Here is a 26084-nt window from a genome sequence, read left to right on the forward strand (position 1 = left end):
CGGCCTCCTGTTAGTCGGTTTCTGTTGTCTCTGTGGTCTCACCCGGTGGCGTGTCGCCATCGCCATCCGCACCGTCGCCGTCACCTGCCGGGGGCGCATTCTTGTTGAAGGCCGTGCCCGCCATTTCCAATGGCACCGTGGCCCCCTGGATAAACAGGGTATTGCCCCCTGCCAGCGGTGGTTTGTTCATCATCTCGCGCCCCTCATTCGGGGTCAAAAGCGCGTTCTGAACCGCCTTCACAATCGCCTCGATCCGGGTCTTAAAATCGCCCCGCATGATGCCGTCCAGATCCAGCTTCACATAGCGCCTGGATCCGCGCCCGAAGATCTTCAGCGTCAGCTCCTGCTCAAACTTCTCAACCCAGCGCCGCAGGGTATGTTTGACCAGGTGCAAATCCTGATGCTCGATATTGTTGTAATTGCCCTTGCTCAGCTCCTGCAAAAACACCGGCGGCAGCTGATAGATCCGCGCCACCTGCCCCACCGCAAAGATCTGCACCGGCGTCAGCTGCATTTTTTCCGGGTCATCCCCCAGCCGCACCAGGTCATGCCCCGCAGGCATCGGCAGGATCGGCTTGCCATCCTCTGCCGATCGCCGCGTCACCTTCATCAGATCCGCCGCCGCCCGCATCATTTCCTTGGCCGCCGTAAACGGGCCTTTCAGCACATAGGGCGGCACGCCATTCTTGCCAAAAACCGTCAGCGCATAGCGGTTGGCATTCAGCCCCTGACGGATGGCGCTGGCGCAGGTCATCACCGGATTATGGCAGTTCACATGATCCGGTTTCAGCATATAGGCGATATCAATCACGTCCTTCCCGGCATAGGTTTTCACCCGCCCCGATGGCTCCATATAGTCATAAAACAGACGCCCCCTCACCTTGCGCACCGTGACCCGCTCATACTCCATCGCAAACAGATTGATCACCTCGCCGCGCCGGTCACGCTCGATGTAGCTATAGGCGCGCCCCGGCCCAAACACCTGGGCAAAGAAGGTCTCGCGCCAGCTGAACGAGGTGGTGCTGTCATTGACCGCCGCCCCCAGCACATCCGCCACACCGCCGGTCAATTTCTTGTCGCCGCCCGTTTCATCGGTTTTTTCAAAAACCTCGATCGGCAATCCCGCCATCGCCGCCGACAAAAAGTTGATCGCGTCCCAGACCGCCGGCATCGACAGCGCCTCTTTCATGGTCACGCCCTCAGAGGCAGCACCATTCAGAACATCCGCGATGCTGGCGGCATTGCTGTCCATCAATACCTGGGCGCGATCCTCTGTCGCCACCTCAGCCACAGCCCGGTCACGGCGTAATCTGCCCATTAATCCCACAGGTCATCCTCCATTGAATAGCCATCATCGGCCCAGGGCGACTGTTCCGGCAGGCCACGATCCCGGCACAGCGCCATGCCCGCCGACATCGCAAGCGACACCATGCCATCAATCCGGCCATGGGCCTTTTCCTTGTCAAACATCCGGTGCCCGGTGCGGTTCTCAGCGTAGGTGACCGAGGCCGCCATACTGTCCAGCAGCGGGTTCTTGGCGACCATGAGCCGCCCATCGTAAATTGCGTTTTCCAGTTTGTTGATCGAATCTGGCATCCACAGATAGATCTCGACCTCTTCCCCCGGTTTGGTCGGATCCGGCACCTTGTCCAGGATCCGCTTCTGGAACCCCTGCGGATGTACCTCACTTGGCAGCAGCAGCCCCTTTTCCGTCAGGCTGTCCTTCAGCCGTTCCAACCCATATTGGTCGCAGGCAATCACCTCTGGCAGATAACGCGCGTTCAGATCCGCCAGCGCATCCGCCAGCCAGGGGTATTTCAGCCGCTCGCCGGGGATCGCCTCGATGTGGCCCTGATCGGCCCAGAGATCATAGGGCGCCTGATCGCGGCCTGCGCGCTCCAGCAGCGTGTCCTTTGGCGTCCAGAACCAGGTCTTTGACACCAGCTTTTCAGCGTCCTTGGTGGCATCCAGCACCCAGGTCAGGGTGAAGGCGGTAAAATCCCGCACCTGGCTCAAATCCAGCCCGCCAAAACAGCGGTATCCTTTTTCGCTCAAGGCCTTTGCATCCACGTCACCATGACAGGCAACCCAGGCCTCGCGCTTGATCGCCGCCTTCACCGATTGTGTCCACTGGCAAAAATGCAGCCGCGCAATGCCGTTGCGCTTGCCCGGCATCATCCGCGCCTGTTTCACAACGCCCCGCAGATAGTCTTCCTCGATCGTCACCCCCAAAAGCGGGTTCACCTTCACCCAGCAGCTGGGGTCGTTTTCCCAATCATCACCGTCATCCAGCGCGCAGATGAACGCAAAGGTGCTGTCATCCTCATGCACCCCGGTCACCACATTGACCCCGTGCTGGTGTTCTTCCCAGCAGATCGATTTCTTGTCGGTGCCCGAATTGGTCGCCATGCAAAGCAGTGGCTGCTTGCGGAACTTGAAGCCCCGCTCCAGCATATCAATGACATCCCGGTTGGGATGCTCATGCACCTCATCGGTCAGCGCGCAATGGGGGCGCGGCCCCGACTGCGCCTTTTCCGCCGACAGCGGCTTGAACTTGCGCTTGTCGCCCGACTTGCCCACATAGGTCAGCTGCCAGACCGGGTTTTCCCCAAGCTGTTTCACCCGGCGTTTCAGCACCGGCGACTGATCCACCATCGCCACCGCATCCTGGAACAGAATGCCCGCCTGGTCTTTTTTCGCAGCCGCCGCGTAGATCTCGGCGCGCGGCTCGCCATCCGCCACCATCATATAGAGACCAATGCCGCCCAGCATTGGCGACTTGCCGTTGCCCTTGCCTTCCTCATCATAGAACCGGGTGAACCGGCGCAGCCAGGCCCCGTGGGTGGCGCTGAACTTCTTCCAGCCAAACAGCGACCCGATCCGGAACGCCTGGCTGGGATGCAGATGAAAGGGCCGCCCCTCAAATTGGCCCCCATTGAGCCGCAGCACCTGGGGAAAGAAACTGATCGCCCGCTGCGCCGCCACCAGATCCCACTTGAGGCCGCGCTTTGGCCCCTCGATCAGATCCCGCAGATGCCGCTCAGCCGCTGCCCGTACATATGGCCCGGCAGTGATTGCGCCAGCGACAACATCCTGCGCCCAGGCAGTGACCGGATCCTCCTCATAGCTGATCCGCACCACGACATCGCTCACGTCATGAACCCCTCGGGGCTATTTGGATCAGGGAAGTCAAACCCCATCTGACCGCCGCCCGACAGCCCGCGTTCGGCTGCAGGCGTCATGCCAAAATCATTTGCCAGCCCCCGGATCTGCCGGAAGGTTTCATTGAGCTGCGCCACCTCTGGCCGCGCCTTGATCTGGGTACCGTTGCGGGTCTCACTCACATAGGTCTCGCCAAGCTCTTCCAGCTCCAGCTCAATCCGGTCATGGCGCACCACCGCCTTGCACAGCTGCACAAAAGGCTGCAGGTGCTGGGGTTTCAGCCGATCGACAGTTGGATGGCACAGCGGCAGCGCCAACCGGTCAAAGGTCCAGCGCAGCTGGCCGGTCAGACCCTCGGGGCGCAGTTCCTCAAGCCGGGCGCGGGCGCGCTCTTGCAGATTATGCGGCTGCACCCCCTCATCGGTGAGCGGAACAACCTTTTCCTCTGCTGGCTTGCGGCCCCGTGCCATGTCGTGACGTCCTTCCCATAACCTGTGGTTTTTTCTATTCAATTACGGCTTTGCACACAGAAAGGTTCCCTCTCCGGTTTCCACCAAAAGGGATTTTCCTGCCGACCCTCCCCCTCCCCATTACGGGGTGGGCAACGGTCTACTGATTGGCCGGGTGCAGCGGATCGATCGGCCAGCCATCGCTGCCGCGTTCCTGCGAGAAGCCCCGCGTTTCCAGCCGCTGCTTGTTCTGGTCATGGTCATCCGGGCACAGCGTCTGCAGGTTGCCCGGATCCAGAAACAAGCCCCGGTCACCGCGATGCGGGATCAGGTGATCCACCACCAGAAACCGCCGCCGTGCATTGGTCTGATCCGCACCCGCCGAGGTCAGCGAGCCATCGTTCAGGATGCCGCGCCGCAGACAGGCCCGGCACAGCGGTTCCCGCTCCAGGTGCTGCGGACGCAACCGACGCCGCCAGGCCGACAAATTGTAAAGGTGGTGATAGTCGCTTCGGGCTGTCATTCGCTGGCCCCCAGAACGCAAAAACGCCCGCCGGTTTCCCGTGGGCGCATTTATTGATGATGCAAATCTACTCGCATGCCGATGAGGTTAGCGTCAAGGGGGGATTTACGACCCATCCTTTTAACAGGGCACAGGCTATAGGAAACAGTTGCCACGCAAATCAAAGTGTGCCATATGGGACATATTGATCAATATGGCGCCTTATGATCATTTTGGGACAATCGGACTAGAAAAGGAAATAACATGAAAGAATATTCTCGCGGTGATCGGGTTCCAGTTAGATCACAACAGATATGGTTAATCCTAACCGCTCACGCAGTTCTCAAGCCTTCAGGAGAATATGAAGAAGGCGCTGGATGGAGCGGCTGGAAACCAGGACTGATCACATATGGAGATCTCGCAAAACAGATGGGTATGGATCCAAAAGCCGGGATGACCCTTGGAAGACATCTTGGGGTTATAGGGTACTATTGCCAGCAGGAAAAACTACCTCCGCTAAATGCTATCGCCGTTAACGATACAACCGGCGAGCCCGGTTATGGGGTCGTGGAGACAGAAGGTTTTACAAGAGACCAGAACAGGGTTTGGAAGGAACCATGGTTTTCTTATCGACCGCCATCAATTAAGGCACTACGCGATGTATATGACAAACATATCTCTGTAAGTAACTGAATACGCTAGCTGCGCTTAGCCGCCCCTCATCCTCTCCAATGCCTGCCCCAATGCCTTGGCAACGGCCTGCGATGTCGCCCCATAGACTGACCAGCCATGCGCCTTCAGCACATCGCTGAGGGCGCGATCTTCGAGACAGACCATATCGACCAAACGCCGGTCAGAAATGCTGGCGCGAGATCCACGCTTTGAGGGGCGGATGCGGCGGACCACCATGGCGGATCCCATGCCAATCCGGCGGCGCAGGTGTTCGATCTCTTCGCGATCGCGCAGAACAGCATCCATGAAGTCGCCGCCGCGACCACCGCTGCCAGATCGTACCGCCTCGATCGAGGAACACTTGAGGCCTGCGCAAGCGTGGCGCTCAACCAGATCGCGGTAATAGCGGCCAATGGCTACCTGTCCAGGAGAAAGCGGTGACGGCTTGTTGTGCCGCGCTGCCTTGGCTGCCATCACATCAAACACATCTGCCCGCTGGATGGCACTGTGCCCGCGATATCCTGCAGGCTTGGCCTCGAAACCGCCCTCTGCATCAGGATAAAGGGCCTGAGGCTCAAACACCCGAAACGCACCACGCGCCGGGGCCTGCGGGATAGCATCGCCGCAGATCTCTGGCACAGCGCTGCGGGCTTTGATCTCAGCCAAACGAACAGCTTCGGCTTCAAGCCGGGCCGCGCCATTCGGGCTTACGATCACAACAAAGTCCTTCATGCCGACACCTCTGTGGCCAGCGCTGCAATGCGTCGGCATTTGACCTCGGCGGCGGCACGGCGCTGGCGAAAGGTCTGATCCTGATGGCTCAGTGTCTCGCCCCGCCCCACCTGCTCATCCAGCCGTTGAACCCGGCGGCGCGCATCAGCGGCGCGATCCTGCACCTGACGCAGATCATACTCACGCGGCCAGACGCGGACCCGGCGCAACTCGGCCAGCAACTCAGGCGCCCAGCCCTCTGCCAAGGCGCGCTGGCCGAGGGCATGGGCAAAAACCGCCCGAAACAGCGGCGAGGCATCATCGGCCGGCGGTTGGATCTCGGCAGCCCAGCCGAGGATCTTGGCCGCGATCGGAAAGCGGTCCCGATCCTTGCCGCCGGGCATATTGGCCACCTGCTCGGCCAGCGCCTGCAGGTTCAGTTCCGACATATAGGCCAGCTTGCCGCCCAGATCCGCGACCATCGCGTCAAACTGCGCCACTGTCAGGCTGGTGGGTTTCGCCAGCCCCAACTTCTTCAACGGCTCAATCAGGTGGTCCTTCACCCGGCGTTCACCTGCGGCCTGATCTTTGGCATCCATCTTTCTGCCCTTCCTCTTTCTCTGCAATTCCGACTTATCCACAGGCTGGGCGCTGCAACTGGGGCGCAACCGTCCTGCTGTCATGTTTTGTCTTTGTCTTTGTCTATGTCGTGCAGGACAGTCTGAGACTGTCCGAGACTGTCTTGAACTGTCCATCGGACAGTCTTGGACACTGTCGGACAGTGTCAGGATCCTCTGTTTTGAAACGCGCCCCCGGAGCGCCCGAGGTCAAAGATGTGGTTCGACCAGGCCTGCATCGAGCGCTCAATCCAGGCGGCGCTGCGGTATTCGCAGCCCTCTTTCACCAGCCATTCATCCATCCAGCGCACCGCCGCATCGTTCTTGGCGAGGTCCGCGTGATAGCCCGACACCGTGATGCGCAGCCGCTGCAGCCGCTTGGCCGAGTTGGCCGCGTCATTGCGCGCCCGGTGGTCCTGGCGCCGGGCCATGGCCTCGGTCAGGCTGCGCAGCACCATCGGGTGCATCAGGCGGATATCGCCATTGTCGCAGCGGCAGGCCTCCCACTTGTAAAGCGGCCCATAGTCCAGCTTGCACAGCGAGCCAAAATGCCCCGGATCAATCATCAGCAGTTTGGCCAGAATATTCTGATCCATCGGCAGGGTGCCCACGGGGCTGTTGTCATAGGCGATATTGATCAGATCAAAGAACAGCGCCCGGCATTCCGGCGTAGCATTCAGCCGCATGTCCGAGGCCAGCCAGCGCCGCCGCTCCCAGGCCATGAAGAAATGGCTGTCCAGCCGGTCATCGCAGGACAGCGGGTAGTCCGGCAGGTCGCTGATATTCACCGGCTGCAGGTGATGCGGGAGCGCCATCAGACAAAGGCCTCAAGCAGGTCATAGACCTCGCAGGCCTGCGCGGCCTCGAGCGGGGCCATACGGCGACGATCGGTCACCCGGCGGCGATACCGATTGCCCCAGCCCCGGTGCATGCAGATGTTGCGGCAGGTATTCGCAGAGGCACCGGTAAAGCGCGCCAGATCGGCCAGGGTGCAGTCGCCTGCGGTCGCGCGGGTCATCCACCAGATCTGATAGGCAATGCGTTGCATCCGGATGCTCATGCCGCCTGCCCCATCTGTGTCTGGAAGAACTCCGGCGCCTGCGGATCCGTCAGGATCACCAGCAGCGCGATATGGCTGGCCGGGGACGTCACCGCCCCCCACCAGTTCAGCGCGGTCTGAAAGCTGACATCGCAAAACAGTGCCACCTCGCGCGGGCTGTTGAACCGGGCGCGGAAGTAGCTGGACCACAGGTCCGGTGCCTCGGCCTTCAGCCGGTAAGGATCCAACTGTTTTGACCAAGAGCTTTGCACCTGGGGCGTGCCAGCCTCAGCACATGATGGATCATTGCTTACAATCAGCGTTAGACGCGGGCGGCTCATGCGGCGGCTCCCTTTACCTTGCTGGGACGGATCATGGAGAACCAAGAAGGGTCGAATTCCAACTCCCTCTCTTCGCAGAGCGCCTGAATGCTCAAATACCACGACGCCGGGAAAGCGCCCCTAGCAATAGCGTTGCTGACTGCAGTGCTACCAACCTGGAGCGTCTCAGCGATAACTTTGCGGCCGATGATATCAGCTATTTGGGAAATATTGTTCATGCGACAGCAATATCCACCTTTTGTGGATCAAATCAAGATCACATTTTGTGGTTTGCTCAAAATTCACAAAATGTGGTTCAACGAAGCATGAACACAAATAGCAAATCCTATCCCGAAATCGCCGAGCGGCTTATTCAAATCCGGGCTGTCTTTGGCAAAGAGAACACCCAAAAAGAATGGGCCGAGAAGCATGGCTTCAACTCGACCCAGGTAAACAATTGGGAAAAAGGTTTGCGCCGCATACCCGTTGACAGCGCAGAAAAGCTTTGTGAAACCTATGGCTTAACTTTAGATTTCATATATCGGGGAAGACGTGACGGGCTGTCAGAAAGAGCCTCAAAGGTTCTTTGATCACATCTGCCCATGTAAGCTACCACCTGATCTAGAGACATTCCAAGCAAATCTGAAATCTCAATCATGCGATCCAGACGCTTGTCGATTTCCTTCATGCTATACTTCACCCTCTCCATGTTCTCTTTTTGTTCTCACTACACAATCCAAACTACCTAGGTCAATCTCTAGCTTCTCCCTCCAGAAGCATCATTTTTTTACCCTTCGATTTCCCATCGCCAGCTCAAAAATCCACTTTTTGTGATTTTTGTGTTGCATTATCCACTTTTTGTGAATTATACAAATCCTTATCAACCGAAGGAGAATTAGATGCAAGACCTTCCAAAAGAAGTCATTCAGACCGCCCGCGGGATCGCCTCTCACCCAGAGGATTTCCTCAGCGACACAACCGTATTCACCACGGCCTGGGCCGCACTCAAGGCTGAGCGCGGGCAAAGCTTTGATCCCAGCAGGCTGCGGCCTCAGCATATCGTGGACTGCCCGCCACCAACGCCAGAGCCGATCGATCAAACCCTAGATCGTGTCGCTGAGAGGGTCCGCGACCTGATCGCAACAAAGGGCTATTGTGGCCAGCCGCCCCATGCCGCTTGATTTCCCTGCAATCCACGCGGCTGCGCTGGATTTGAAGCAATACCACGGCGTTGAGCGGCTTTTGCGGTTCTTTGACCTCGGCGGCACCATCACACCGCCAAGCGATGATCCACAGGACTGGTGGGAACCAGAGACCCTGACCCACCGGGCCGAACTCTTTGGGATCTGCAAAACTGGCAGCGATGGCTATGCCGCGCTGTCAGCCTGGATCGCCACGGCCACCAAAACCCCGCTCGCTCAGTAATCTTCCCTATGCCCGACACCGGCAGCATGAGCGCTGCCCAATGGGGCGCGCCACTCACGGACACCCACCGCGCCCCAGCAAGACAACAGGAGGCACCCATGCAGCAGATCACCCAGAACAAGACCCCGATGCGCGCTGCCATGCTGGCCCATGACGTGGCCTTTCAACGCTACGCCGCCACCCGCAATGGCTTTCCTGGTGGCCAGTTCAGCCCGACAGCCGCGACCGAACATCTGCGCACGGTCTGCCAGGTCAAAAGCCGCCGCCAGCTTGCAACCGACACCGCTGCGCGCCAGCGGTTTGAGAATATGCACACCGATTTCCTGATTTGGTCTGGCCGCATCCAAGCCCCAGAAAGCATGGATAAATGCCGATGAAACACACCCCGCAAGACTTGATCCGGGCACTAGCGGCTGCTGTACAGGCCGACACGCCAGCCGCGCCGAAGGAAGAGCCATTTGGCCTTGGCGCGCCCTGGATGCACCACGCCACCCCGGAAGAATTTGAACGCCTTGCCCGGCTGCACAACCGGATCCAGCGCAAGGAAAAATCTCTTGCAGCCCTGCGGGAGGAACGCGCCGGCATCATGCGGCGCAGTATCCGCCGCATGCGCCGTGCCGCAGGAAAAGACTAGGACCACCATGAAACAACTAAAAGTTCTGATCGGCTGCGAAACCAGCGGCGCGGTGCGTCGGGCGTTTCTTGAGCGCGGCCATGACGCCTGGTCTTGTGATCTGCTGCCCTCTGCCGATCGCAGCAACCGCCACATGCAATGCGATGTGCGCGAGGTGCTGGACTTGGGCTGGGATCTGCTGGCCGTAATGCACCCGCCCTGCACCCGGCTGTGCAACAGCGGCGTGCGCTGGCTGCACCAGCCCCCAAAGGGGCGCAGCCTGGCAGAGATGTGGGCTGATCTGGATGAAGGTGCCGCGCTGTTTTCAGCCTGCTGGAATGCGCCGATCGCGCGCGTTGCGGTCGAAAATCCCGTGATGCACAAACACGCAAAACAGCGGATCAAGAACTTTCAGCCCGCCGCACAGCATGTGCAGCCCTGGTGGTTTGGAGAGCCCGCCTTTAAGGCGACCGGCCTCTATTTGCGCGGACTGCCCAAGCTCACCCCGACAAACAAGCTGACACCACCTGAGAAGGGCACAGAGGCCCACAAGCACTGGTCAGCCATCCACCGCGCCCCGCCGGGCGAACTCCGCTGGCAGATCCGCAGCAAGACGTTTCCAGGTATCGCCAAAGCAATGGCAACCCAATGGGGCGATCACGCAATAGGCCAAGACCCCAACAGCTCCAAATCCAAACAGAGAATAGATGCTGCCAATAGCGCAGCGGCACAGGAGAACTACAATTGAGCGACCCAACTATGGATCAAATCAGCCTGAACGGGTCTGTCAAATGGGCAGCCGCCCGCATCGGCTGGTCCCTCAACAAGTTCAGGCAAAAGCGGGACATCCTGGAAAATGATGGCTTTCCCAAAACCGACCGGATCACCAACCTTTATGTGAAAGCTGATGTTGATGCATGGATAAACCGGCGGCGTCAGCTGAGCGACGATATTGCTATCAGTGCTGATGCTCGCAATCCCGAGAAGGAGGTAAACTTCAGTGCTCTATAAAGAAGCTTTGTGGGACGGTTCCGACCCGCTCTATGCGCCTAGCATCAGCTGGAGCGGAAAGAATCCCGCGCGGAAATATGCGCAATGGAAGTGCCCACCCAAATACGTGAAGGCAGGATATGCCATAAAGAGCGTGAAGCTAGATCCGCCAGGAAACCCCAACGATCGGCATCAAGCCAGTCGCGCCCAACGGTGCCGCGAGCTGACCCGCGAGTTGCTCAAATGGTACGATGAGCAGGACCAACCCAAGGTGGACCCCCAAATATGGAAATACCTGATTGCCCGCTACAAGACGGACGATTTTTCGCCCATTCAGGAGGTTCAGGCAAATACCAGGGGCGGATATTATGAGCAGCTAACCAAGATCGAAGACGCCATAGGCCACACAAAGATCGGTGATATGACCTATGAGCGTATCAAAATGATCCAACGAGCCATGGTGCAGAAAGAACGCTCTCAGGACTATATTCATAGGTTCTTCAACACGCTGAGGCGCGTTGCGCGCTACGGTAAAGCTTTGGGCATCCCCGAGGCCACCCAGGTGGCCAGTGTCCTGGCGGAGGTGAAAATCAAAAACAGCCCAGCCCGACAGGTATCCCCGACCCGTGAACAGATCTACGCGATCATTCAAGCAGCGGATGAACAGGGCTATGATCACTTTGCACTGGGCATAATGATCCAGTTCGAGTTCGCGCTGCGCGCAGTCGATGTCCGAGGACAGTGGCTAAAAACAGACCAGACCGAAGGCGGCATCATCCGCAACGGCCGACAGTGGCAAGACGGGCTGACATGGGAAATGTTCGATACAGACCTGACCTCGATGACCAAGCTCATTTCAAAAACCAAGGCCTCTATGCCAGAACCCTACGAATTCGACCTGACTGCCGTGCCAGAGGTTCGAACCCGCCTACTGGAAATTCGACCGGATAACCCAGTGGGGCCGATACTCCTAGCCAAGCGCAGTGGCGGCTTGCCCTACACCGCGAGCGGTTGGAACCAGGCGTGGAAGCGTATGCGCAAGATCGCGAAGGTTCCCGAGGAAATCATGATGATGGATATTCGAGCCGGTGCTGTTACCGAGGCAAAATCACTTGGCGTCAGCGAGCATGAACTTCGCGACGCGGCTCAGCACTTGCAAGCGCAGACCACAAATCGCTACTCTAGATTGAGGTCAGAAAGCGCAAACAAGGTGGCGCGACTCAGGAACTCTGGATGAGTTGGATCATAATTTTAGAAAAGACGTTCCAACAACTCTCCAACTATTTTTGCAAGATCTGGTAAGTTGTTGTTTTGGTGGTACCACCTCCCCGGCTCGAACGGGGGACCTCCTGATCCACAATCAGGCGCTCTAACCTACTGAGCTAAGGCGGCACTGGGGGCGATTTAGCCTAGAGAAAACCGAAGCGCAAGGGGATTATATCACAAGTTTCCAGCTTTGTTTGATGAAATTCTCGTCTACGGGGCCAAGCAGCGCCCCCGCGCCAGTTTTCAACCCAGCTTGCCCTTCCGTTGCGACCAAGTGACTGACGACGCAAGCCTGCCTGTCCGCGCTGCCCGCTGTGGCGGCTTGCCTTTCACGCTTGCGCGGGCTAGCACCAAGACTGGCAATAGGCCGCCGCGACAGGAGTGCAAAATGGGTATCAATAGCGAACGCGACATCGAAGCAAACATGCAGATCGGTCCAACCGACCTGGGCATGGTGCGACTGTTTATTGAGGCCGATGGCGTCGAGATCCCAATGGATTTTGATCCGGAAGAAGCCGAAGAAATTGCCGAGGAACTACGTGCGGCGGCCCAGGCAGCACGCCTGGTCACTGGCTGAAACGAAATCTCGCAGTCGGCCAGGACCGCACCAGACAAACCAGAAAGCCAGCTGTCCAGCCTCAGCGGCTTTCCATAGCGCGCCCATAGTGATCAACTGATTTCCCTCTGCCCCTTGCTTTGCCGACAGCGGGGTACTACCTACAGGGCGTGGCGGGTTCTGCCCTTTCAGTGACCGGCAGCATTCCAGTGGCCTTAAGCAATTCCACGGGAGCTGGCTCTGTTCGGACCCTGGTCCGTTTATCTGGTGCCCACCTGTACATACAGGTCCCCGGGAATCAAAACCGCACGTCTGTTTGGTGGTCCCGTCACATTCCCTCATCCCGCATTGAACATCACGGCAGCGCGCAAGGTGCGACCAGTCATGATCAACCGCCGCGAAACACACGGCCGAGCCGCAAAAAACCGCAGCACCGGAACATCGATGCGCGGTTTTCATGGTTTATTTTCAAGCAAACATCGCCACACAAAGGCAACGCCCGCAAGTCGGTCCAGATGCTGGCCCCTAGGGCAGCCTAGCGGCGACGCTGACGCGGGCGGTTTTGCGGCGATGGGGCCTCTGCCTTGATGCGGATCGGCTCAAACGAATGGGCGATAGGCGTGCCACCACGGGGGCCGCTGTCCTTTTTCGCCATCGCCATGATCACCCAGGCAAACTGCACCCCGGCAAAGACGATTCCGTTCATGAACCACAGCAGAAAGACCGCCAGAATACCGTCGCTGGACTGGCTGACCAGCCCCCAGAGATTCATGACATTGAACCAGAGCAACATCGCCACAAAGCCTGCCGCGATCGCAAATCCAATGACAACATTCTTGATGTAGAGTTTCACCAGCTTGGGCATGACCACCTCATCCATGTTTCAATGGATACTCTAGCACTCTGCCCTGCAAGGTCCAGCGCTTGTATCATACAGGCGGGAAATGGCCGAAAGCAAAAACGCGCCCCAAGGGGCGCGCATCCGTGTGTTTTTTCCGGGGGTGAACGGCCCGTTAAAAAGCTTCGGGCTTTGCCTCGCGGGCCATATGATCCAGCACTGCATTGACGAATTTAGGCTCTTTGCCTTCGGGAAAGAAAGCGCGGGCAATATCTACAAATTCGTTGATCACCACCCTGGGCGGCGTTTGCGACTGGGTGAATTCGGCCCCGGCAGCGCGAAACAGCGCCCGCAGGGTGGGGTCGATCCGGTCGATGGGCCATTTCGCCACCAGGGCGCGATCGGTCATCTGGTCAATCTTCGCCTGAAAATTCACCGCATCTTTCAACAACTTGCGAAACAGGCCAGTGTCACCCTCGGCCATTTCATCGCCGTCATAGGTGGCACCAAAGCGATGATTTTCAAATTCCGCAATCACCTTGTCAAAGGTCAGATCGCTGTGTTCCATCTGAAACAGTGCCTGAACGGCATATAGCCGGGCGGCGGATTTCATCTGAGTTTTGCCATTGCCCTTGGGGGCGCTGTCCGAATGGGTCATGCTGTGCGGGGTCCGTTTTCTGTGCCAGCCAGCTGAATGGCTTCGGAAGGCGCCTTGAAGCCGACTCCCTTGGTCTGGGCGCCCCACTTACGCGTCAGCGCAATAAGATGCAAGGCTGCAGCAGCCGCGCCGCCCCCCTTGTTTTGATCATCGGGATCGGCGCGCACCTCGGCCTGTTTGCGATTTTCCACCGTCAGGATACCGTTGCCGATGCACAGCCCCTGCAGGCCAAGCAATTGAATGGCGCGGCTGCTGTCATTGCAGACCGTATCGTAGTGGGTGGTTTCACCGCGAATAACGCAGCCCAGTGCCACAAACCCATCAAAGTTTGATTTCCGGTCGGCAATGGCGATCGCGGTTGGAATTTCCAACGCGCCGGGAACTTCGATCACTTCAAAGCTGCCGCCAACGGCTTCGATCTCGGCCTGCGCCCCTGCCAGCATATTGTCGGCGATGTCCTTGTAGTAGGGCGATATGACAATGGCCAGCTTGACCGGTTTGTCAAATTCGGGGCGCGGCATGATGTAGTGCTGTTCGTGTCCGGCCATATCAGGACTCCTTCAGGATCGGGCGGGTGCCTACGATGGACAGCCCATAGGCATCAAGCCCAAGATAGGTGGTGGCAGGCGAATCCGTCAAAAGCTCCAGCTCATCCAACCCCAGCTCTGACAGGATCTGCGCCCCAAGACCGGTTTGCTTGATGGTACGCGGGCCTTCATCTTCGGGCGCATAGAGCGCATGGCGTGGCTCGCGGAACAGGCAGACGACACCGCGCCCTTCATCTGCGATCAGTTCCATCGCGCGGGGCAGTTCGCGCACCGGCTTGGGGCCAAGCCCCAGAACATCCGAGGCTTCGTGCAGCGCATGGGTGCGGGTCAGCACCGGACCACCACTGGAGATATCACCCTTGATCAGCACCACATGCTCAACACCGTGAATCTGATCGGTGAACAGCCGCATCTCCCAGTCACCACCAAATTCAGAGGTCACGGTGCTGCGGCTTGTTTCCACCACCAGATTGTCATTGCGTGAACGATAGGTGATCAGATCGGAAATGGTGCCAATCTTCAGCCCGTGCTTTTCCGCATAATCCACCAGATCGGGCAGCCGCGCCATGGTGCCATCCTCATTCATGATCTCGCAGATCACCGAGGCAGGATAATGCCCGGCCAGGCGCGCCACATCGCAGCCCGCTTCGGTATGGCCTGCCCGTTGCAACACGCCACCGCGGCGGGCGCGCAGCGGAAAGACATGGCCCGGCGTGGCAATATCAGCCGCAGTTTTTTCTGGATCAATCGCGGTGGCCACTGTCAGCGCACGATCCGCCGCAGAGATGCCTGTGGTCACGCCTTCGCGCGCCTCGATCGACACGGTAAAGGCGGTCTCATGGCGCGAGGAATTATGCATCGCCATCATCGGCAAGCCCAGCGCCTCGATACGTTCGGCGGGCAATGTCAGACAGATCAGGCCGCGTCCGTGGGTTGCCATGAAGTTGATGGCAGTTGCATCTGCAGCCTGCGCCGGGATCACCAGATCGCCTTCGTTCTCTCGGTCTTCGTGATCGACCAGAATGAACATCCGCCCCTCGCGGGCCTCTGTGATGATCTCTTCAATCGGGCTGATCGCCGCGCGCAAACGGGCCTCGACCGGCCCCGGTGTTTCAAAGCTCATGTTCACAGCCTTTCACTACAGATGCCCGCAGAGCCCATCGCCCATCGGGGTACATAGGCGAAATAGCCCAGTCGTGATGCAAAGGCCAGCCCCACAAGCGGTGGCGTCAGCCTGCCTCGTTCAGACGTGCGACATAGCGGGCGAGGGTGTCGATTTCCAAATTCACCTGATCGCCCAGCGCCACGTCCCCCCATGTGGTCGCCTCTTTGGTATGGGGGATGAAGTTGATGCCAAAGTCGCAGCCTGTCACATCGTTCACCGTCAGCGAGGTGCCATTCAGCGCAACCGATCCCTTGGGGGCGATAAACCGCGCCAGCGCAGCCGGGGCGCGCAGGGTCACACGGGTGCTATCACCCTCCTCCTGCATCGCCACAACCTCGGCAACACCATCGACATGGCCCGAAACGATATGCCCGCCCAGCTCATCGCCGACCTTGAGCGCACGTTCAAGGTTCACCCGTTTGCCAACCGTCCAGGCTCCAATATTGGTCTTGGACACCGTTTCAGCCGAGATCTGCACATCGTACCAATCAGAGCCCAGCTCGATCACCGTCAGGCAAACCCCATCCGACGCGATAGAGGCGCCCAGATCAATGCCTGCAGTGTCATAGCCGGTGGTGATCCGCGCGCGCAGGTCGCCCTGCTGATCAAGCTGGGCAATGGTTCCAATGTCAGTGATAATACCGGTGAACATCTGGCTGCTCTCCTATGGTTGCGGCAGGGATCCTGGCCCAGAGGTAGCCGAGCCGACAGGCCGCGACAAGGCCCCTGCCCCTGCAAACACGTGGCACCCGGCGCAATAGATTGCGATGGCCCGCGCAAGCCGCTATGGCACGGGGCAGGCCGCAGTAGTGCCAGCCATAGTTTCGCCCCAGTGCCCTGCTAGGCAAACCAGATCCTAAACTCAGAATGTTATTGTGCCCTGATGCAAGCCCATAGCCAAGATAGACGCATTTTCCTGTTCCTGCAGGGGCCGCACGGACCGTTCTTCAACGCTTTGGGCAAGATGCTGCGCACCGCAGGCTGCGGCGTCTGGCGCATTGGATTCAATGCCGGCGATCAGGCTTTCTGGCGCAACCGCGCGCAATACATTCCCTTTCGCGATACGCTGTCGGACTGGCAGCCGTTTTTTGAGCAGACCTGCCGCGACAAGGGCATCACCGATATCGTACTTTATGGCGATACGCGCCCGATCCACGCCCAGGCCATCGCAGCCGCCCGCGCCTGCGGCCTGCGGGTCCATGTGTTTGAAGAGGGCTACCTGCGCCCCTATTGGGTGACCTATGAGCGCGAGGGGACCAATGGGCATTCGCGCCTGATGCAAACCGATGTGGCTGAAATGCAGACAGCACTGGCGCGTTCAGACCTCGAGGCGCCGCTGCCACCGGCCCATTGGGGGGACATGCGCCAGCATGTGTTCTACGGCGCGCTGTACCACTGGTTTGTGATGTTCTGGAACCGCAAGTACCGAAACTTTCAACCGCATCGCGCGCTGCCGGTTACCCGCGAATTTCAGCTCCACCTCAAACGGTTGATCCTGATGCCTGCACAGGCACTGGAACGGCGGCTGGCCACCCGCCGCATCCGCAATGGTGGATTTCCCTATCACCTGGCGTTGCTGCAACTGGCCCATGACAGTTCATTCCAGATGCATTCCCCCTTTGACAGCATGACCGATTTCCTGACCGAGGTGATCATCGGCTTTGCTGCCGGGGCACCACGTCACCACCATCTGGTGATCAAGGCCCACCCGCTTGAGGATGGCCGCAGCCCCATCCGACAGGAACTGCGGCGCCTCGCGCGGATGCATGGTATTCAAGACCGGATCCACTATGTGCGCGGCGGCAAGCTGGCCGCGCTGCTGAACGAGGCCCGCACCGCCGTCACGGTGAACTCAACCGCCGGTCAGCAGGTTCTGTGGCGCGGTATTCCGCTCAAGGTGTTTGGCGCGGCGGTGTATGACAAGGCTGAATTCACCTCGGATCAGCCACTGGCACAGTTCTTTGCAGGCCCTGCCCGCCCCGACAATCGCGCCTATAAAGAATATCGCCGCTACCTGCTGGAAACCTCGCAGGTGCCGGGGGGATATTATTCGCGCTCAGGACGGCGGCAACTGCTGCGTCATGTGGTGGACATGATGCTGTCGCCGCATGATCCCTATGATGCACTGCGCCATGGCACAGCGGCCCCTCGGCAACAGTTGTCTGTGGTCAATTAAGCGCGCTGACTGCAACACTGGATTTTATCAGAAAACTGCACTAGTCTTTCCAAAAAACTGAGGCAAAACAATAATAGGTCGAGGAGACCGAGCAGTGAAAAACGTCCCTCTTTCCTGGGTGCGGCCCGTGGCGATTCTTGCTGCACTGACGCTGGCGGCGTCTTGTAGCTTGCCAAAAGTCGGCCCCAGTAAACGCCAAATATTTGCGGGGTCGGTTCAGAAAGAAGGCGACGCCTTTATCGTATCCGTCAATGACCGTGTTACCCGTGCCACCGCTGTGGTTCCCGCCCTTGGATTTTCCGACGGCTTTGTGACGGCTGGTCAGCTCACCTCCGATACCATCCGCCCTGGCGATGTGCTGGGGCTGACCATCTGGGAAAACGTCGATGACGGGTTGCTAGCCAATGAAGCCACCAATGCCACCGCACTCGAAGAGGTGCAGGTGGATAGTGCGGGTTATATCTTTGTGCCCTATGCCGGGCGCCTGCGCGCCTCTGGCAATACCCCCGAACAACTGCGGGAGGTCATAACCGCGAAGCTCGAAGATCAGACACCGGACCCACAGGTTCAGGTGCGCCGCGTGGCAGGCGATGGCTCTACCGTCAGCCTGACCGGTGCCGTCGGTGGCCAGGGTGTCTATCCAATTGAACGCCCCACCCGCACCCTGTCGACCATGCTGGCGCGCGCCGGTGGCGTCGCAATCGAACCCGAAATTGCTCAAGTGACGGTGATCCGTGGCGAACAGCAGGGCAAGATCTGGTTCCAGGATCTGTTCAACCACCCCGAGCTGGACATCGCCCTGCGCGGCGGAGACCGCATTCTGGTGGAATCAGACAGCCGCTCTTTCACCGCCCTTGGGGCAACCAGCGCCCAGGCGCGGGTACCATTTGAAAGTCAGGATCTTTCGGCGCTTGAGGCGATTGCCCAGGTGGGCGGATTGATTTCAACCAGCTCTGATCCGACTGGGGTGTTTATCTTCCGCAACGAACCAGCCGCCATTGCCAATCAGGTGCTGGGCCGGGACGACCTGATCGGCGCCCAGCGTATGGTCTACGTGCTGAATCTAACCCAACCCAACGGTTTGTTTATTGCGCGCGACTTTGTGGTCCGCGACGAAGACACGCTCTATGTAACCGAAGCGCCCTATGCACAGTGGACCAAGACGATCTCGCTCCTGGCCAGCCCGCTGACGCCACTTGCCAGTGTGGATACCTTGTTTGGCGGCTGAGCATATGACCAGACAGACAGACAGACCCCAAGCCGGGAGCCAAGGCTCCCGGCTTTTTGTTTACAATGGTGGCTTTCTCACCCAACCCCGAATTCGGCGCATTCTGGATCTGGCGGGCTATCACACCCGCCTCGGCCTGCCACAGCAAGACGATCTGGTCGGCATCTGGGGCAACTCTCCCACCGCCCATCGCGGCCGGGCCGTCGCCGAAAAACGCGGTGTCAGCCTGCTGCATGTCGAAGACGCCTTCCTGCGCTCGATCCACCCAGGCCGCGCCAGCAAAGAGCCCCCTCTGGGGCTGCTGTTGGATCGCAAGGGGGTGCATTTTGATCCCGCGCAACCCTCTGATCTGGAGGAGATTCTGGCGACGCACCCGCTGGACGACAGCCAGATGATGCGCCGCGCCCGCAACGCCATTGGCCGTATAGAAGATGCCCACCTCAGCAAATACAACGCCTTTTCCGCCAGCGCGCCGGTGCCGGATCCCGGCTATGTATTGGTGGTGGACCAGCTGCGCGGCGATGCCTCCGTGACCGCCTCCAAGGCCAACCGCGCCCGCTTTTGCGAGATGCTGGTCTTTGCGCAGCAAGAACACCCCGGCGCGCGCATTTTGATCAAGACCCACCCGGAAACAGCTGCCGGCAAGAGACCGGGGCATTTCACCAACAAGGACGCCCAGGGCCGGATAGAGATGTTCAGCGCACCGGTTTCCCCCTGGCCGCTGCTGGAAGGGGCGATTGCGGTCTATACCGTTTCGTCTCAACTGGGGTTCGAGGCCATCCTGGCCGGGCACAGGCCCCGCGTCTTTGGCCAGCCCTTCTATGCCGGCTGGGGCCTGACCGAAGACGAAGAGCCCCTGGCGCGCCGCCAACGTAGGCTGACGCGGGCGCAATTGTTTTCTGGTGCGATGTTTCTCTATCCAACCTGGTACGACCCCTTTAGTGATCAGCTTTGTCAACTGGAGCGGGTGATCGACACGTTGGAGGCCAGCACCCGCGCCTGGCGTCAGGATCGCGCCGGCTGGAGCGCCTCGGGCATGCGGCTGTGGAAACGCAAACCGCTGCAGGGCTTCTTTGGCCAGCACAAGAAACTACATTTCACCGAAGACTGTGAAACCGCACGCAAGACCGGCCGCAACTGGATGGTCTGGGCCAGCAAGGCCGATGCCGAAACCCATGCCGGGGCCAGCCGGGTCGAGGATGGCTTTCTGCGCTCGCGCGGGTTGGGGGCCGATCTGGTGCCGCCGCTCTCGTTGGTGGTGGACCGGCAGGGCATCTACTACGATCCGCGCCAGCCCAGTGATCTGGATGACCTGATCACGCAACGCGCCGATCTTGGCCCGGCTGAGGCCATGCGCGCCGAAGCCCTGGTCCAGCAGCTGATCCGCCACAGCCTGTCAAAATACAACCTGACCGATATGCAGACCAACCTGCCCGATCTGCCCGCCGGGCATTGCATTCTGGTGCCAGGTCAGGTGGAAGACGATGCTTCGATCACTGCCGGATGTGGCCGCATCAATACCAACCTGGCGTTGCTGCGCGCCACCCGTAAGGCCAACCCAAAGGCCATCATAATCTATAAACCCCATCCCGATGTCGAAGCAGGCCTGCGCAACGGCGGCCTGACAGCAAAAGGGATCCCCGAGGGGCTTGCCGATGTGGTGGCCAGCAACTGCGATGCCATGGCGCTGCTGGATGTGGTGCAGGAGGTCTGGACCATGACCTCATTGCTGGGGTTTGAAGCACTGCTGCGCGGCATCAAGGTAACCACCCTGGGTCTGCCCTTTTATGCCGGCTGGGGGCTGACACGGGACCACCGCCCCGCCCCGCCCTGGCGCCAGGCCCGCCCAGATCTGTTGGGGCTGGCACATGCGGTTCTGATTGATTATCCGCGCTATTTTGATCCGGTCACACGCCAACCCTGCCCGCCCGAAGTGGTGGTCGAGCGGCTGATATCTGGCGCCCTGCCACAGGCGGGGCTGGGCAACCGGGGGCTGGCCAAACTTCAAGGGGCCTTTGCCACCTATGCGCATCTATGGCGACGTGGCTAAAGCTAGCCGCGTTCATCCGATGTCACCTGTTTTGGCCGCTCAAATCCGATCCCCACTTTTGCCCGCCATGCCCTAGCCCCTGTGATGCCGCAGGTCACGTCGCAACAGGCAGGGCAGTGTCAGGTCAGGCAGCGTTAGGTCGGGCGGCGCCAGCGGTGCAGCACATCGCCGCCAACCGCGCGGGTCTCGATCAGATCAAACCGGCTTGCGGCCTCCAGACTATGTAGCCCCAGCGCGCCAATCGACGGCAGACCTTCGGCACCAATACCCAGCCCAGCGGTAAAGCCAATCAGCTCATCCACCAGATCAAAAGCCAAGAGCGAGGCCGCAAGCGCGCTGCCACCTTCACAAAAGAGCCGCGTCAGCCCGGCGTGGCCCAGCTGTTGCAACAGGTCCTGTGGATCCAACTGAACACCGCGGCTGGCACAGGGCAGCAGCCGCGCGCCAAGCCCTTCCCAGGCCTGCCTGCGTTCAACATCAGCGCCAGCGCCATGGCACAGCCACAACGGCACCTCTGCGGCAGAGGTGGCCAATTTACTGATCAACGGCAGATCGAGGTGCCGTGACACCACCACCCGCACCGGCTGATGGGCAGCGCCAAGATCGCGCACCGTCAGCGACGGATCATCCGCCCGCGCCGTACCAGCCCCGACCATGACCGCATCGTGACGCGCCCGCATGGCATGGACTTCACGGCGGGCCTCGGGACCGGTTATCCATTTGCTCTGGCCAGATCCTGTGGCGATACGGCCATCAAAACTGCTGGCCAGCTTCAGCGTCACCAAGGGGCGGCCCAGTTCCGTCTTGAAGAAAAACCCAGCGTGATCGCGCGCGGCCTCCTCTGCCAGAACCCCGACAGTGACCGCGATCCCGGCTTGGCGCAGCCTCTCAAACCCTTGGCCTGAAACCCGCGGATCACTATCACCAATCGCCGCGACCAGTCGCGAAATCCCCGCCTTGATCAGCGCGTCAGCGCAGGGCGGAGACTTGCCCTGATGCGAACAGGGTTCCAGCGTGACGTAGGCTGTAGCACCCCGTGCCAGCTCTCCGGCCTGGGTCAGCGCCTCGACCTCGGCATGGGGGCGGCCGCCGGGCTGGGTCCAGCCGCGGCCGACAATCCGTCCCTCGCGCACCAGCACACAGCCAACCGCCGGGTTGGGCCAGCAATTGCCCAGCCCCCGCCGCCCCAACGACAGCGCCAACGCCATATACCGTGTATCTGTATCTGCCACCTGATCACCGCCTATTTCTGATCTTGCCCCTACATAGCCCCACACCCCAGTGATGAGAAGTGCAGCATCAGGCCGAGTTCCCCTGCCCCCGCAACCGGATCATAGGGGTAACAATAGCCCGCAGAAAAAACGCAGCAAGCCCCGGGCCTGCTGCGTGTCGTCAGTGTCGGCCCTCTTAGCCTAGGTTAATCACCAGGGACATCAGGGCGCAGCTCATGGACAAAATCTTCGAAGTCATCCGCAGCCTGGAAATTCTTGTAAACGCTGGCAAAGCGCACATAGGCCACCGTATCAATCCGGGCCAGGGCTTCCATCACGATTTCACCAATCTTGCTGGAAGAGATATCCGTCTCGCCCATGCTTTCCAACCGCCGCACAATACCAGAGATCATCTGGTCGATCCGCTCTGGGTCGATGGGGCGTTTCTGCATTGAAATACGGATCGAGCGTTCAAGTTTGTCCCGGTCGAAATCTTCCCGCTTGCCGTTGGTTTTCACCACGACCAAATCGCGCAACTGCACCCGTTCATAGGTCGTGAAGCGACCGCCACAGGCCGGACAAAACCTGCGCCGACGGATCGAAACGTGATCCTCGGCGGGACGCGAGTCCTTTACTTGAGTGTCGATATTCCCGCAAAACGGACAGCGCATTTGCCGATCCCCTTATCCCAATACCCGTTAATTGTGCTTAGTTGCGCACATTTATCCACAACTATAGGGCAGCCGCTAGGAATTGGGTAGAGGAGAAATTCAACCGCTAAATCAGCCAAGTCACGCGCTGAGATGCGCCAGAATTTTGCGCTGGTGGGGCGCTTGGCGGTGTTCAAACAGATATACGCCCTGCCAGGTGCCCAGGCCCAGGCTACCGTCGCTGAACGGGATCGACAGGCTCACCGGCATCATCGCCGCCTTGATATGGGCAGGCATATCATCAGGGCCTTCATAGGTATGGCGCAGATAGCGCATCGAGGGATGATCCGAAGGAGGCACCAACCGGCTAAAAAAGGCCTGCAGATCTGTTTGCACCTCGGGGTCGGCGTTTTCCTGGATCAGAAGTGAACAGGAAGTATGGCGCACAAACAGCGTCAGCAGCCCCGAACGGAGCCCGCCAACACCGGCCAACCAGTGCCGCAGATCCGCGGTACACTCGTAGAGACCAGCACCCTGGGTGCGGATTTCAAATTCATGCTGCATGCTACAGAACCACTGCCCAGGTCGCGCTGTCAGTTAATGGGATAGAACAGATCTTCCAGCCGGTCGGTGCAATAGTTGCGCGCCGTCGCCGCATTCAGGTTGTCACCAACGGCCTTCACGCTCAGCGACAGGCGCGGCTGGGTGTCGCCGCCCGGTGGCGGCGTCAGCGAAAACTGAACCGATTTGCGGCCCGGTCGGGTCACCGAAGGCCCGATGCCTTGCCAGATGTAGATCCGCTGAGTTGCCTTGGTGCGCAGCTCGCGCAGGGCAAAATCGCCAATCCCGCACCAATAATCCTGCGCCCCAGATCCAACCTGACTGACGACCTCCCAGACGCCCTCGGAAACCGGAAAGACCTCATGTCGGTTCCAGGCCCACCAGGCCTGTGCCCCCATCGGAACCCCGCCCAGAAAAAGCAGGATAGCTGCCCGCGTTGTACCTTTGCGCAGCCTCGTTCGCATGTTGTTTCTCACAGTTCCCCCTTGGCATCACGCCAGTTGGTGTCAGATCGGTATAGGACCAGATCGCACGTCCAGCCAGCGCCACCTGCCCCTTTGCCCATCATGCCAGCCATCAAAATCCGACCGGCAGCTGATTGCATAGATCAAACGCATCGCGCACCGACATGGTATCGCCCCGCGCCAACCCATTGACGCTGCCGTATGGGCGCGCCTCCAACCCATCAACCAGCGCGGGCTGCAGGGTGAACTGCACCGCCGAGCGCCGGTTTGTTGTCTCGCTCGCAGCGAGCGCCCGTGAAATGGTCAGCTGTGCCTGCCAGGGGGCCTTATGCGCACGCAGGGCGTAATCTGCCGCCCCGCACCAGTACAGCCGCCCTGCGCCGCCACTGCGCGGGATAACTTCAAAAATCGCATCAGATACAGGATTGACCCGGCTGCCATCTCTGGAGGTAAAGGCCTCTGCCGGGGCCGCAAGGGTCAGGCCAACCGCGCAGCACAGGGCCACCTTAAAGCGGACTGACCAACCGCCTGAACCGACGACAGCCGTTGTTGTGGCACATTTCATTGTAGCCCCTAAATCAACACCGGGGCACGTTGCGTCGTTCCCCTTGCAGCTGATCATTTAGGGCGTGGGAAATCATTTCAACATCTTTTTGGCCAGATCAGTTGGATCGAACCGGAAACTGATCACAATAGTTGCGGGCCTGTTGCACCGACATACGATCACCCGGCTTGATCCCGAGGGCCAGCCATCCCTGTGGCGCAGGGGGAAGATCGACCTTGTCGGGTGACAGGGTGAATTGCGCTGCAGAACGCCGCCCCGTGGTAACACTGTCGCCGCGCCCGCGCACCACATAGACCAGATCACGCCAGCCTGCCCCCTTGACCCGGCGGGCATATTCCGATGCGCCACACCAGAAATCACCATAGCTGCCAGAGCTTTTCGGAATGACTTCAAAGACCACATCATCCACTGGGTTCACCCGCACGCCACGCGGTGTGGTAAAGGCATCAGCGCTGACGGGCACCAATAGGGCTGCGGTCAATGCGGTGGCGATAAGTTGCTTTTTCATCAATCATTTTCCCTTGCTTGCCACATACATAGGAAAAAAGCCCGCGTGTTCCAAGGGGAACACCCCCGAGAACACAGCAGGACTGGCAAAATGCGCATGCAATGCGCCATCACGCCAAGAGGCATTCAACCGGCATTTGCCGCGCGACAATTCAGGCCTAGTCCGCTTTCCGCGCAGCCGGGCCGGGAAACGGAATAATTTCTGCGCCCAGCCCCTTACCCAGGCTTTGCTCCAGGATACTCAGAACTGCCTCATCCGGGGCGCTGCCATGATCCTGGCTGAACCGTTCACGCGCCTGCGAGCGCAGCAAATCGCGCGCCGGTTCCGGCTCCATCGACTTGAGGGCATCGCCCTGTTCTTTCAGCGCGGCAACCATGAATTCATTGGCATTGGTCAGAGTTTGCAGCGTTCTGAGCTGATCTTCCAGCGCTTCCAGCGCTTCCAGCGCCGTGGTCAGGTTTTGATTTGCAGACATCGGTCCCCCAAAGGCGGTGCATGTAAGACAACAAGTGCAAGAAGAGTGTAAACGCGCCAACGGCCCCGCGACAAGGGGAAAGGTTAACGAATGGTTAACTTGAGGTGTCCCCGTCGCGCCCGGGCTTTGCGACCGGCACCGCCCCTGCCGGGACCCAATCGAGAAACCGCGCCTGCAAATCCGCATCCGGCACCAGACAGGCGCTGTGGCGGCCAAACAGGCGATACCGATTTCGGGCCACAGCATGATACAGCAGATCTTTAACACGGGCGGGCAGGAAGCGGCATATCCCAAGCAAAGGCCAGCCCCCCGGCAAAGCCCGCATTGCGGCAGCAAAGGCATCCAGCCGCTGATAGGTCTGGCCACCCACAACCACCAGCATGGTTTCAAACCTGTCCTGCGGCAGGCCCAGATCGCGGAAATGTCGCTGGCCCAGGTCTGACTGCGCCGTGGCAAAGGAAAAGCGCTGCGCCCTGTCATGGCGCAGCATGAAGCGCAAGAAACGCGAACACAGCACACATTCCCCATCAAAGACGATGAGGTCTGTAGCCAGAAGCTCTGCGCTAGGTCTGGAGACACTTATATGGGTATCGACATCGTTCAGGCAGCTATCCCCAGGTACGCCCAGCGGCGACGCTGGGCTGCTCAATTGGCCGAACGTTTCC

36 protein-coding genes and 1 tRNA gene are annotated in these 26084 nt (G+C 59.6%); 13 read left to right on the top strand and 24 right to left on the bottom strand.

What is annotated here, in order from left to right; genetic code table 11:
• Nucleotides 1-10: 10 nt before the first annotated feature.
• From ACN0VH_RS05840 to ACN0VH_RS05855, 4 genes are all read right to left on the bottom strand, one after another.
• A complete protein-coding gene (locus ACN0VH_RS05840) occupies nt 11-1318 on the bottom strand; it encodes a phage portal protein (RefSeq protein ID WP_417699888.1) in 1308 nt (435 codons plus the stop codon).
• Nucleotides 1318-3153 (bottom strand): terminase large subunit, encoded by a 1836-nt coding sequence (locus tag ACN0VH_RS05845; protein ID WP_417699889.1) that lies wholly within the window; start codon nt 3151-3153, stop codon nt 1318-1320. Before ACN0VH_RS05845 ends, ACN0VH_RS05840 begins: the two co-directional genes overlap by 1 nt.
• The gene (locus ACN0VH_RS05850; RefSeq protein WP_417699890.1) at nt 3150-3632 is read right to left on the bottom strand and encodes a P27 family phage terminase small subunit; all 483 of its coding nucleotides are present in this window, start codon (nt 3630-3632) and stop codon (nt 3150-3152) included. The genes ACN0VH_RS05845 and ACN0VH_RS05850 overlap by 4 nt, the downstream gene beginning before the upstream one ends.
• A 139-nt stretch (nt 3633-3771) precedes the next feature.
• Entirely contained in the window at nt 3772-4134 is a 363-nt protein-coding gene (locus ACN0VH_RS05855) for an HNH endonuclease signature motif containing protein (protein ID WP_417699891.1), read from the bottom strand.
• Nucleotides 4135-4377: 243 nt separating this feature from the next.
• Between ACN0VH_RS05855 and ACN0VH_RS05860 the strand changes: the two genes are divergently transcribed.
• A complete protein-coding gene (locus tag ACN0VH_RS05860; RefSeq protein ID WP_417699892.1) occupies nt 4378-4806 on the top strand; it encodes a hypothetical protein in 429 nt (142 codons plus the stop codon).
• A 15-nt stretch (nt 4807-4821) separates the two neighbouring features.
• Here ACN0VH_RS05860 and ACN0VH_RS05865 read toward each other — a convergent pair whose 3' ends face one another.
• The 6 genes from ACN0VH_RS05865 to ACN0VH_RS05890 form a co-directional block, all read right to left on the bottom strand.
• Nucleotides 4822-5517, bottom strand: a complete 696-nt coding sequence (locus tag ACN0VH_RS05865; RefSeq protein WP_417699893.1) for a hypothetical protein — start codon at nt 5515-5517, stop codon at nt 4822-4824.
• Nucleotides 5514-6095, bottom strand: a complete 582-nt coding sequence (locus ACN0VH_RS05870) for a hypothetical protein (protein ID WP_417699894.1) — start codon at nt 6093-6095, stop codon at nt 5514-5516. Before ACN0VH_RS05870 ends, ACN0VH_RS05865 begins: the two co-directional genes overlap by 4 nt.
• A gap of 185 nt (nt 6096-6280) precedes the next feature.
• Nucleotides 6281-6928, bottom strand: a complete 648-nt coding sequence (locus tag ACN0VH_RS05875; protein ID WP_417699895.1) for a hypothetical protein — start codon at nt 6926-6928, stop codon at nt 6281-6283.
• Nucleotides 6928-7173, bottom strand: a complete 246-nt coding sequence (locus ACN0VH_RS05880; RefSeq protein WP_417699896.1) for a hypothetical protein — start codon at nt 7171-7173, stop codon at nt 6928-6930. The genes ACN0VH_RS05875 and ACN0VH_RS05880 overlap by 1 nt, the downstream gene beginning before the upstream one ends.
• Complete coding sequence (locus ACN0VH_RS05885; RefSeq protein WP_417699897.1) at nt 7170-7493, bottom strand: hypothetical protein; 324 nt, start codon at nt 7491-7493, stop codon at nt 7170-7172. The genes ACN0VH_RS05880 and ACN0VH_RS05885 overlap by 4 nt, the downstream gene beginning before the upstream one ends.
• Nucleotides 7490-7711: a hypothetical protein gene (locus ACN0VH_RS05890; protein ID WP_027242535.1), complete on the bottom strand. Its 222-nt coding sequence runs from the start codon at nt 7709-7711 to the stop codon at nt 7490-7492. The genes ACN0VH_RS05885 and ACN0VH_RS05890 overlap by 4 nt, the downstream gene beginning before the upstream one ends.
• A gap of 87 nt (nt 7712-7798) precedes the next feature.
• Between ACN0VH_RS05890 and ACN0VH_RS05895 the strand changes: the two genes are divergently transcribed.
• From ACN0VH_RS05895 to ACN0VH_RS05930, 8 genes are all read left to right on the top strand, one after another.
• On the top strand, nt 7799-8062 hold the full coding sequence (locus ACN0VH_RS05895) for a helix-turn-helix domain-containing protein (RefSeq protein WP_417699898.1): 264 nt from the start codon (nt 7799-7801) through the stop codon (nt 8060-8062).
• Between the two features lie 309 nt (nt 8063-8371).
• Nucleotides 8372-8653, top strand: a complete 282-nt coding sequence (locus tag ACN0VH_RS05900; RefSeq protein ID WP_084300872.1) for a hypothetical protein — start codon at nt 8372-8374, stop codon at nt 8651-8653.
• Nucleotides 8643-8897: a hypothetical protein gene (locus ACN0VH_RS05905; protein ID WP_417699900.1), complete on the top strand. Its 255-nt coding sequence runs from the start codon at nt 8643-8645 to the stop codon at nt 8895-8897. The genes ACN0VH_RS05900 and ACN0VH_RS05905 overlap by 11 nt, the downstream gene beginning before the upstream one ends.
• 98 nt (nt 8898-8995) lie before the next feature.
• Nucleotides 8996-9274 (top strand): hypothetical protein, encoded by a 279-nt coding sequence (locus ACN0VH_RS05910; RefSeq protein ID WP_417699902.1) that lies wholly within the window; start codon nt 8996-8998, stop codon nt 9272-9274.
• The gene (locus tag ACN0VH_RS05915; RefSeq protein ID WP_417699903.1) at nt 9271-9531 is read left to right on the top strand and encodes a hypothetical protein; all 261 of its coding nucleotides are present in this window, start codon (nt 9271-9273) and stop codon (nt 9529-9531) included. The genes ACN0VH_RS05910 and ACN0VH_RS05915 overlap by 4 nt, the downstream gene beginning before the upstream one ends.
• Nucleotides 9532-9538: 7 nt before the next feature.
• Nucleotides 9539-10258, top strand: coding sequence for a hypothetical protein (locus ACN0VH_RS05920; RefSeq protein ID WP_417699904.1), 720 nt, complete (start codon nt 9539-9541; stop codon nt 10256-10258).
• Nucleotides 10255-10521, top strand: a complete 267-nt coding sequence (locus ACN0VH_RS05925; RefSeq protein ID WP_417699905.1) for a hypothetical protein — start codon at nt 10255-10257, stop codon at nt 10519-10521. Before ACN0VH_RS05920 ends, ACN0VH_RS05925 begins: the two co-directional genes overlap by 4 nt.
• Nucleotides 10511-11737, top strand: coding sequence for a recombinase (locus ACN0VH_RS05930; protein ID WP_417699906.1), 1227 nt, complete (start codon nt 10511-10513; stop codon nt 11735-11737). Before ACN0VH_RS05925 ends, ACN0VH_RS05930 begins: the two co-directional genes overlap by 11 nt.
• A gap of 78 nt (nt 11738-11815) precedes the next feature.
• Here the strand turns inward: ACN0VH_RS05930 and ACN0VH_RS05935 are convergent.
• Nucleotides 11816-11892 (bottom strand) — tRNA-His (locus tag ACN0VH_RS05935).
• Between the two features lie 262 nt (nt 11893-12154).
• Here ACN0VH_RS05935 and ACN0VH_RS05940 point away from each other — a divergent pair.
• Nucleotides 12155-12343, top strand: a complete 189-nt coding sequence (locus ACN0VH_RS05940; RefSeq protein ID WP_278921163.1) for a DUF6324 family protein — start codon at nt 12155-12157, stop codon at nt 12341-12343.
• Between the two features lie 514 nt (nt 12344-12857).
• Here the strand turns inward: ACN0VH_RS05940 and ACN0VH_RS05945 are convergent.
• The 5 genes from ACN0VH_RS05945 to ACN0VH_RS05965 all read right to left on the bottom strand — a co-directional run bounded on the left by ACN0VH_RS05945 (nt 12858) and on the right by ACN0VH_RS05965 (nt 16183).
• A complete protein-coding gene (locus ACN0VH_RS05945; protein WP_278921164.1) occupies nt 12858-13187 on the bottom strand; it encodes a hypothetical protein in 330 nt (109 codons plus the stop codon).
• Nucleotides 13188-13335: 148 nt separating this feature from the next.
• Nucleotides 13336-13818, bottom strand: a complete 483-nt coding sequence (gene nusB, locus ACN0VH_RS05950; RefSeq protein WP_278921165.1) for a transcription antitermination factor NusB — start codon at nt 13816-13818, stop codon at nt 13336-13338.
• Nucleotides 13815-14366, bottom strand: a complete 552-nt coding sequence (locus ACN0VH_RS05955) for a 6,7-dimethyl-8-ribityllumazine synthase (protein WP_278921166.1) — start codon at nt 14364-14366, stop codon at nt 13815-13817. The genes nusB and ACN0VH_RS05955 overlap by 4 nt, the downstream gene beginning before the upstream one ends.
• A gap of 1 nt (nt 14367) precedes the next feature.
• Entirely contained in the window at nt 14368-15489 is a 1122-nt protein-coding gene (ribB, locus tag ACN0VH_RS05960) for a 3,4-dihydroxy-2-butanone-4-phosphate synthase (RefSeq protein WP_278921167.1), read from the bottom strand.
• 106 nt (nt 15490-15595) lie between these two features.
• Nucleotides 15596-16183: a riboflavin synthase gene (locus ACN0VH_RS05965; RefSeq protein ID WP_278921168.1), complete on the bottom strand. Its 588-nt coding sequence runs from the start codon at nt 16181-16183 to the stop codon at nt 15596-15598.
• A gap of 231 nt (nt 16184-16414) precedes the next feature.
• Between ACN0VH_RS05965 and ACN0VH_RS05970 the strand changes: the two genes are divergently transcribed.
• The 3 genes from ACN0VH_RS05970 (at nt 16415) to ACN0VH_RS05980 (ending at nt 20985) form a co-directional block, all read left to right on the top strand.
• Entirely contained in the window at nt 16415-17707 is a 1293-nt protein-coding gene (locus ACN0VH_RS05970; protein ID WP_278921169.1) for a capsule polysaccharide biogenesis protein, read from the top strand.
• 94 nt (nt 17708-17801) lie between these two features.
• Nucleotides 17802-18935: a polysaccharide biosynthesis/export family protein gene (locus ACN0VH_RS05975; RefSeq protein WP_278921170.1), complete on the top strand. Its 1134-nt coding sequence runs from the start codon at nt 17802-17804 to the stop codon at nt 18933-18935.
• Between the two features lie 4 nt (nt 18936-18939).
• Nucleotides 18940-20985: a capsule polysaccharide biogenesis protein gene (locus tag ACN0VH_RS05980; protein WP_278921171.1), complete on the top strand. Its 2046-nt coding sequence runs from the start codon at nt 18940-18942 to the stop codon at nt 20983-20985.
• Between the two features lie 134 nt (nt 20986-21119).
• On the opposite strand, the gene ribD is transcribed toward ACN0VH_RS05980, so the two are convergent.
• The 8 genes from ribD to ACN0VH_RS06020 form a co-directional block, all read right to left on the bottom strand.
• Entirely contained in the window at nt 21120-22217 is a 1098-nt protein-coding gene (ribD, locus tag ACN0VH_RS05985; RefSeq protein WP_278921172.1) for a bifunctional diaminohydroxyphosphoribosylaminopyrimidine deaminase/5-amino-6-(5-phosphoribosylamino)uracil reductase RibD, read from the bottom strand.
• A 185-nt stretch (nt 22218-22402) separates the two neighbouring features.
• Nucleotides 22403-22867 carry a transcriptional regulator NrdR gene (gene nrdR, locus ACN0VH_RS05990; protein ID WP_278921173.1) on the bottom strand — a complete coding sequence of 155 codons (465 nt, stop codon included), beginning with the start codon at nt 22865-22867 and terminating at the stop codon, nt 22403-22405.
• 120 nt (nt 22868-22987) lie between these two features.
• Nucleotides 22988-23410, bottom strand: a complete 423-nt coding sequence (locus ACN0VH_RS05995; RefSeq protein ID WP_278921174.1) for a secondary thiamine-phosphate synthase enzyme YjbQ — start codon at nt 23408-23410, stop codon at nt 22988-22990.
• A gap of 29 nt (nt 23411-23439) precedes the next feature.
• A complete protein-coding gene (locus ACN0VH_RS06000) occupies nt 23440-23871 on the bottom strand; it encodes a hypothetical protein (RefSeq protein WP_278921175.1) in 432 nt (143 codons plus the stop codon).
• A gap of 112 nt (nt 23872-23983) precedes the next feature.
• A complete protein-coding gene (locus ACN0VH_RS06005) occupies nt 23984-24436 on the bottom strand; it encodes a hypothetical protein (RefSeq protein WP_278921176.1) in 453 nt (150 codons plus the stop codon).
• Nucleotides 24437-24533: 97 nt separating this feature from the next.
• The gene (locus tag ACN0VH_RS06010; protein ID WP_417699909.1) at nt 24534-24944 is read right to left on the bottom strand and encodes a hypothetical protein; all 411 of its coding nucleotides are present in this window, start codon (nt 24942-24944) and stop codon (nt 24534-24536) included.
• Between the two features lie 157 nt (nt 24945-25101).
• A complete protein-coding gene (locus ACN0VH_RS06015; protein ID WP_278921178.1) occupies nt 25102-25419 on the bottom strand; it encodes a hypothetical protein in 318 nt (105 codons plus the stop codon).
• A 94-nt stretch (nt 25420-25513) separates the two neighbouring features.
• The gene (locus ACN0VH_RS06020; protein ID WP_417699910.1) at nt 25514-26068 is read right to left on the bottom strand and encodes a thiol-disulfide oxidoreductase DCC family protein; all 555 of its coding nucleotides are present in this window, start codon (nt 26066-26068) and stop codon (nt 25514-25516) included.
• Nucleotides 26069-26084 lie beyond the last annotated feature (16 nt).

The organism is Pseudophaeobacter sp., assembly GCF_048267565.1.
Classification (GTDB): Bacteria; Pseudomonadota; Alphaproteobacteria; order Rhodobacterales; family Rhodobacteraceae; genus Pseudophaeobacter; species Pseudophaeobacter profundi.

What these genes read in the sequence shown, in the direction of transcription:
- ACN0VH_RS05840 (WP_417699888.1), bottom strand. Translation starts at nt 1,318, where the DNA reads ATGGGCAGATTACGCCGTGACCGGGCTGTGGCTGAGGTGGCGACAGAG.
- ACN0VH_RS05850 (WP_417699890.1), bottom strand. Translation starts at nt 3,632, where the DNA reads ATGGCACGGGGCCGCAAGCCAGCAGAGGAAAAGGTTGTTCCGCTCACC.
- ACN0VH_RS05855 (WP_417699891.1), bottom strand. Translation starts at nt 4,134, where the DNA reads ATGACAGCCCGAAGCGACTATCACCACCTTTACAATTTGTCGGCCTGG.
- ACN0VH_RS05860 (WP_417699892.1), top strand. Translation starts at nt 4,378, where the DNA reads ATGAAAGAATATTCTCGCGGTGATCGGGTTCCAGTTAGATCACAACAG.
- ACN0VH_RS05865 (WP_417699893.1), bottom strand. Translation starts at nt 5,517, where the DNA reads ATGAAGGACTTTGTTGTGATCGTAAGCCCGAATGGCGCGGCCCGGCTT.
- ACN0VH_RS05870 (WP_417699894.1), bottom strand. Translation starts at nt 6,095, where the DNA reads ATGGATGCCAAAGATCAGGCCGCAGGTGAACGCCGGGTGAAGGACCAC.
- ACN0VH_RS05875 (WP_417699895.1), bottom strand. Translation starts at nt 6,928, where the DNA reads ATGGCGCTCCCGCATCACCTGCAGCCGGTGAATATCAGCGACCTGCCG.
- ACN0VH_RS05880 (WP_417699896.1), bottom strand. Translation starts at nt 7,173, where the DNA reads ATGAGCATCCGGATGCAACGCATTGCCTATCAGATCTGGTGGATGACC.
- ACN0VH_RS05885 (WP_417699897.1), bottom strand. Translation starts at nt 7,493, where the DNA reads ATGAGCCGCCCGCGTCTAACGCTGATTGTAAGCAATGATCCATCATGT.
- ACN0VH_RS05890 (WP_027242535.1), bottom strand. Translation starts at nt 7,711, where the DNA reads ATGAACAATATTTCCCAAATAGCTGATATCATCGGCCGCAAAGTTATC.
- ACN0VH_RS05895 (WP_417699898.1), top strand. Translation starts at nt 7,799, where the DNA reads ATGAACACAAATAGCAAATCCTATCCCGAAATCGCCGAGCGGCTTATT.
- ACN0VH_RS05900 (WP_084300872.1), top strand. Translation starts at nt 8,372, where the DNA reads ATGCAAGACCTTCCAAAAGAAGTCATTCAGACCGCCCGCGGGATCGCC.
- ACN0VH_RS05905 (WP_417699900.1), top strand. Translation starts at nt 8,643, where the DNA reads ATGCCGCTTGATTTCCCTGCAATCCACGCGGCTGCGCTGGATTTGAAG.
- ACN0VH_RS05910 (WP_417699902.1), top strand. Translation starts at nt 8,996, where the DNA reads ATGCAGCAGATCACCCAGAACAAGACCCCGATGCGCGCTGCCATGCTG.
- ACN0VH_RS05915 (WP_417699903.1), top strand. Translation starts at nt 9,271, where the DNA reads ATGAAACACACCCCGCAAGACTTGATCCGGGCACTAGCGGCTGCTGTA.
- ACN0VH_RS05920 (WP_417699904.1), top strand. Translation starts at nt 9,539, where the DNA reads ATGAAACAACTAAAAGTTCTGATCGGCTGCGAAACCAGCGGCGCGGTG.
- ACN0VH_RS05940 (WP_278921163.1), top strand. Translation starts at nt 12,155, where the DNA reads ATGGGTATCAATAGCGAACGCGACATCGAAGCAAACATGCAGATCGGT.
- ACN0VH_RS05945 (WP_278921164.1), bottom strand. Translation starts at nt 13,187, where the DNA reads ATGCCCAAGCTGGTGAAACTCTACATCAAGAATGTTGTCATTGGATTT.
- nusB (WP_278921165.1), bottom strand. Translation starts at nt 13,818, where the DNA reads ATGACCCATTCGGACAGCGCCCCCAAGGGCAATGGCAAAACTCAGATG.
- ACN0VH_RS05955 (WP_278921166.1), bottom strand. Translation starts at nt 14,366, where the DNA reads ATGGCCGGACACGAACAGCACTACATCATGCCGCGCCCCGAATTTGAC.
- ribB (WP_278921167.1), bottom strand. Translation starts at nt 15,489, where the DNA reads ATGAGCTTTGAAACACCGGGGCCGGTCGAGGCCCGTTTGCGCGCGGCG.
- ACN0VH_RS05965 (WP_278921168.1), bottom strand. Translation starts at nt 16,183, where the DNA reads ATGTTCACCGGTATTATCACTGACATTGGAACCATTGCCCAGCTTGAT.
- ACN0VH_RS05970 (WP_278921169.1), top strand. Translation starts at nt 16,415, where the DNA reads ATGCAAGCCCATAGCCAAGATAGACGCATTTTCCTGTTCCTGCAGGGG.
- ACN0VH_RS05980 (WP_278921171.1), top strand. Translation starts at nt 18,940, where the DNA reads ATGACCAGACAGACAGACAGACCCCAAGCCGGGAGCCAAGGCTCCCGG.
- nrdR (WP_278921173.1), bottom strand. Translation starts at nt 22,867, where the DNA reads ATGCGCTGTCCGTTTTGCGGGAATATCGACACTCAAGTAAAGGACTCG.
- ACN0VH_RS05995 (WP_278921174.1), bottom strand. Translation starts at nt 23,410, where the DNA reads ATGCAGCATGAATTTGAAATCCGCACCCAGGGTGCTGGTCTCTACGAG.
- ACN0VH_RS06000 (WP_278921175.1), bottom strand. Translation starts at nt 23,871, where the DNA reads ATGCGAACGAGGCTGCGCAAAGGTACAACGCGGGCAGCTATCCTGCTT.
- ACN0VH_RS06005 (WP_278921176.1), bottom strand. Translation starts at nt 24,436, where the DNA reads ATGAAATGTGCCACAACAACGGCTGTCGTCGGTTCAGGCGGTTGGTCA.
- ACN0VH_RS06010 (WP_417699909.1), bottom strand. Translation starts at nt 24,944, where the DNA reads ATGAAAAAGCAACTTATCGCCACCGCATTGACCGCAGCCCTATTGGTG.
- ACN0VH_RS06015 (WP_278921178.1), bottom strand. Translation starts at nt 25,419, where the DNA reads ATGTCTGCAAATCAAAACCTGACCACGGCGCTGGAAGCGCTGGAAGCG.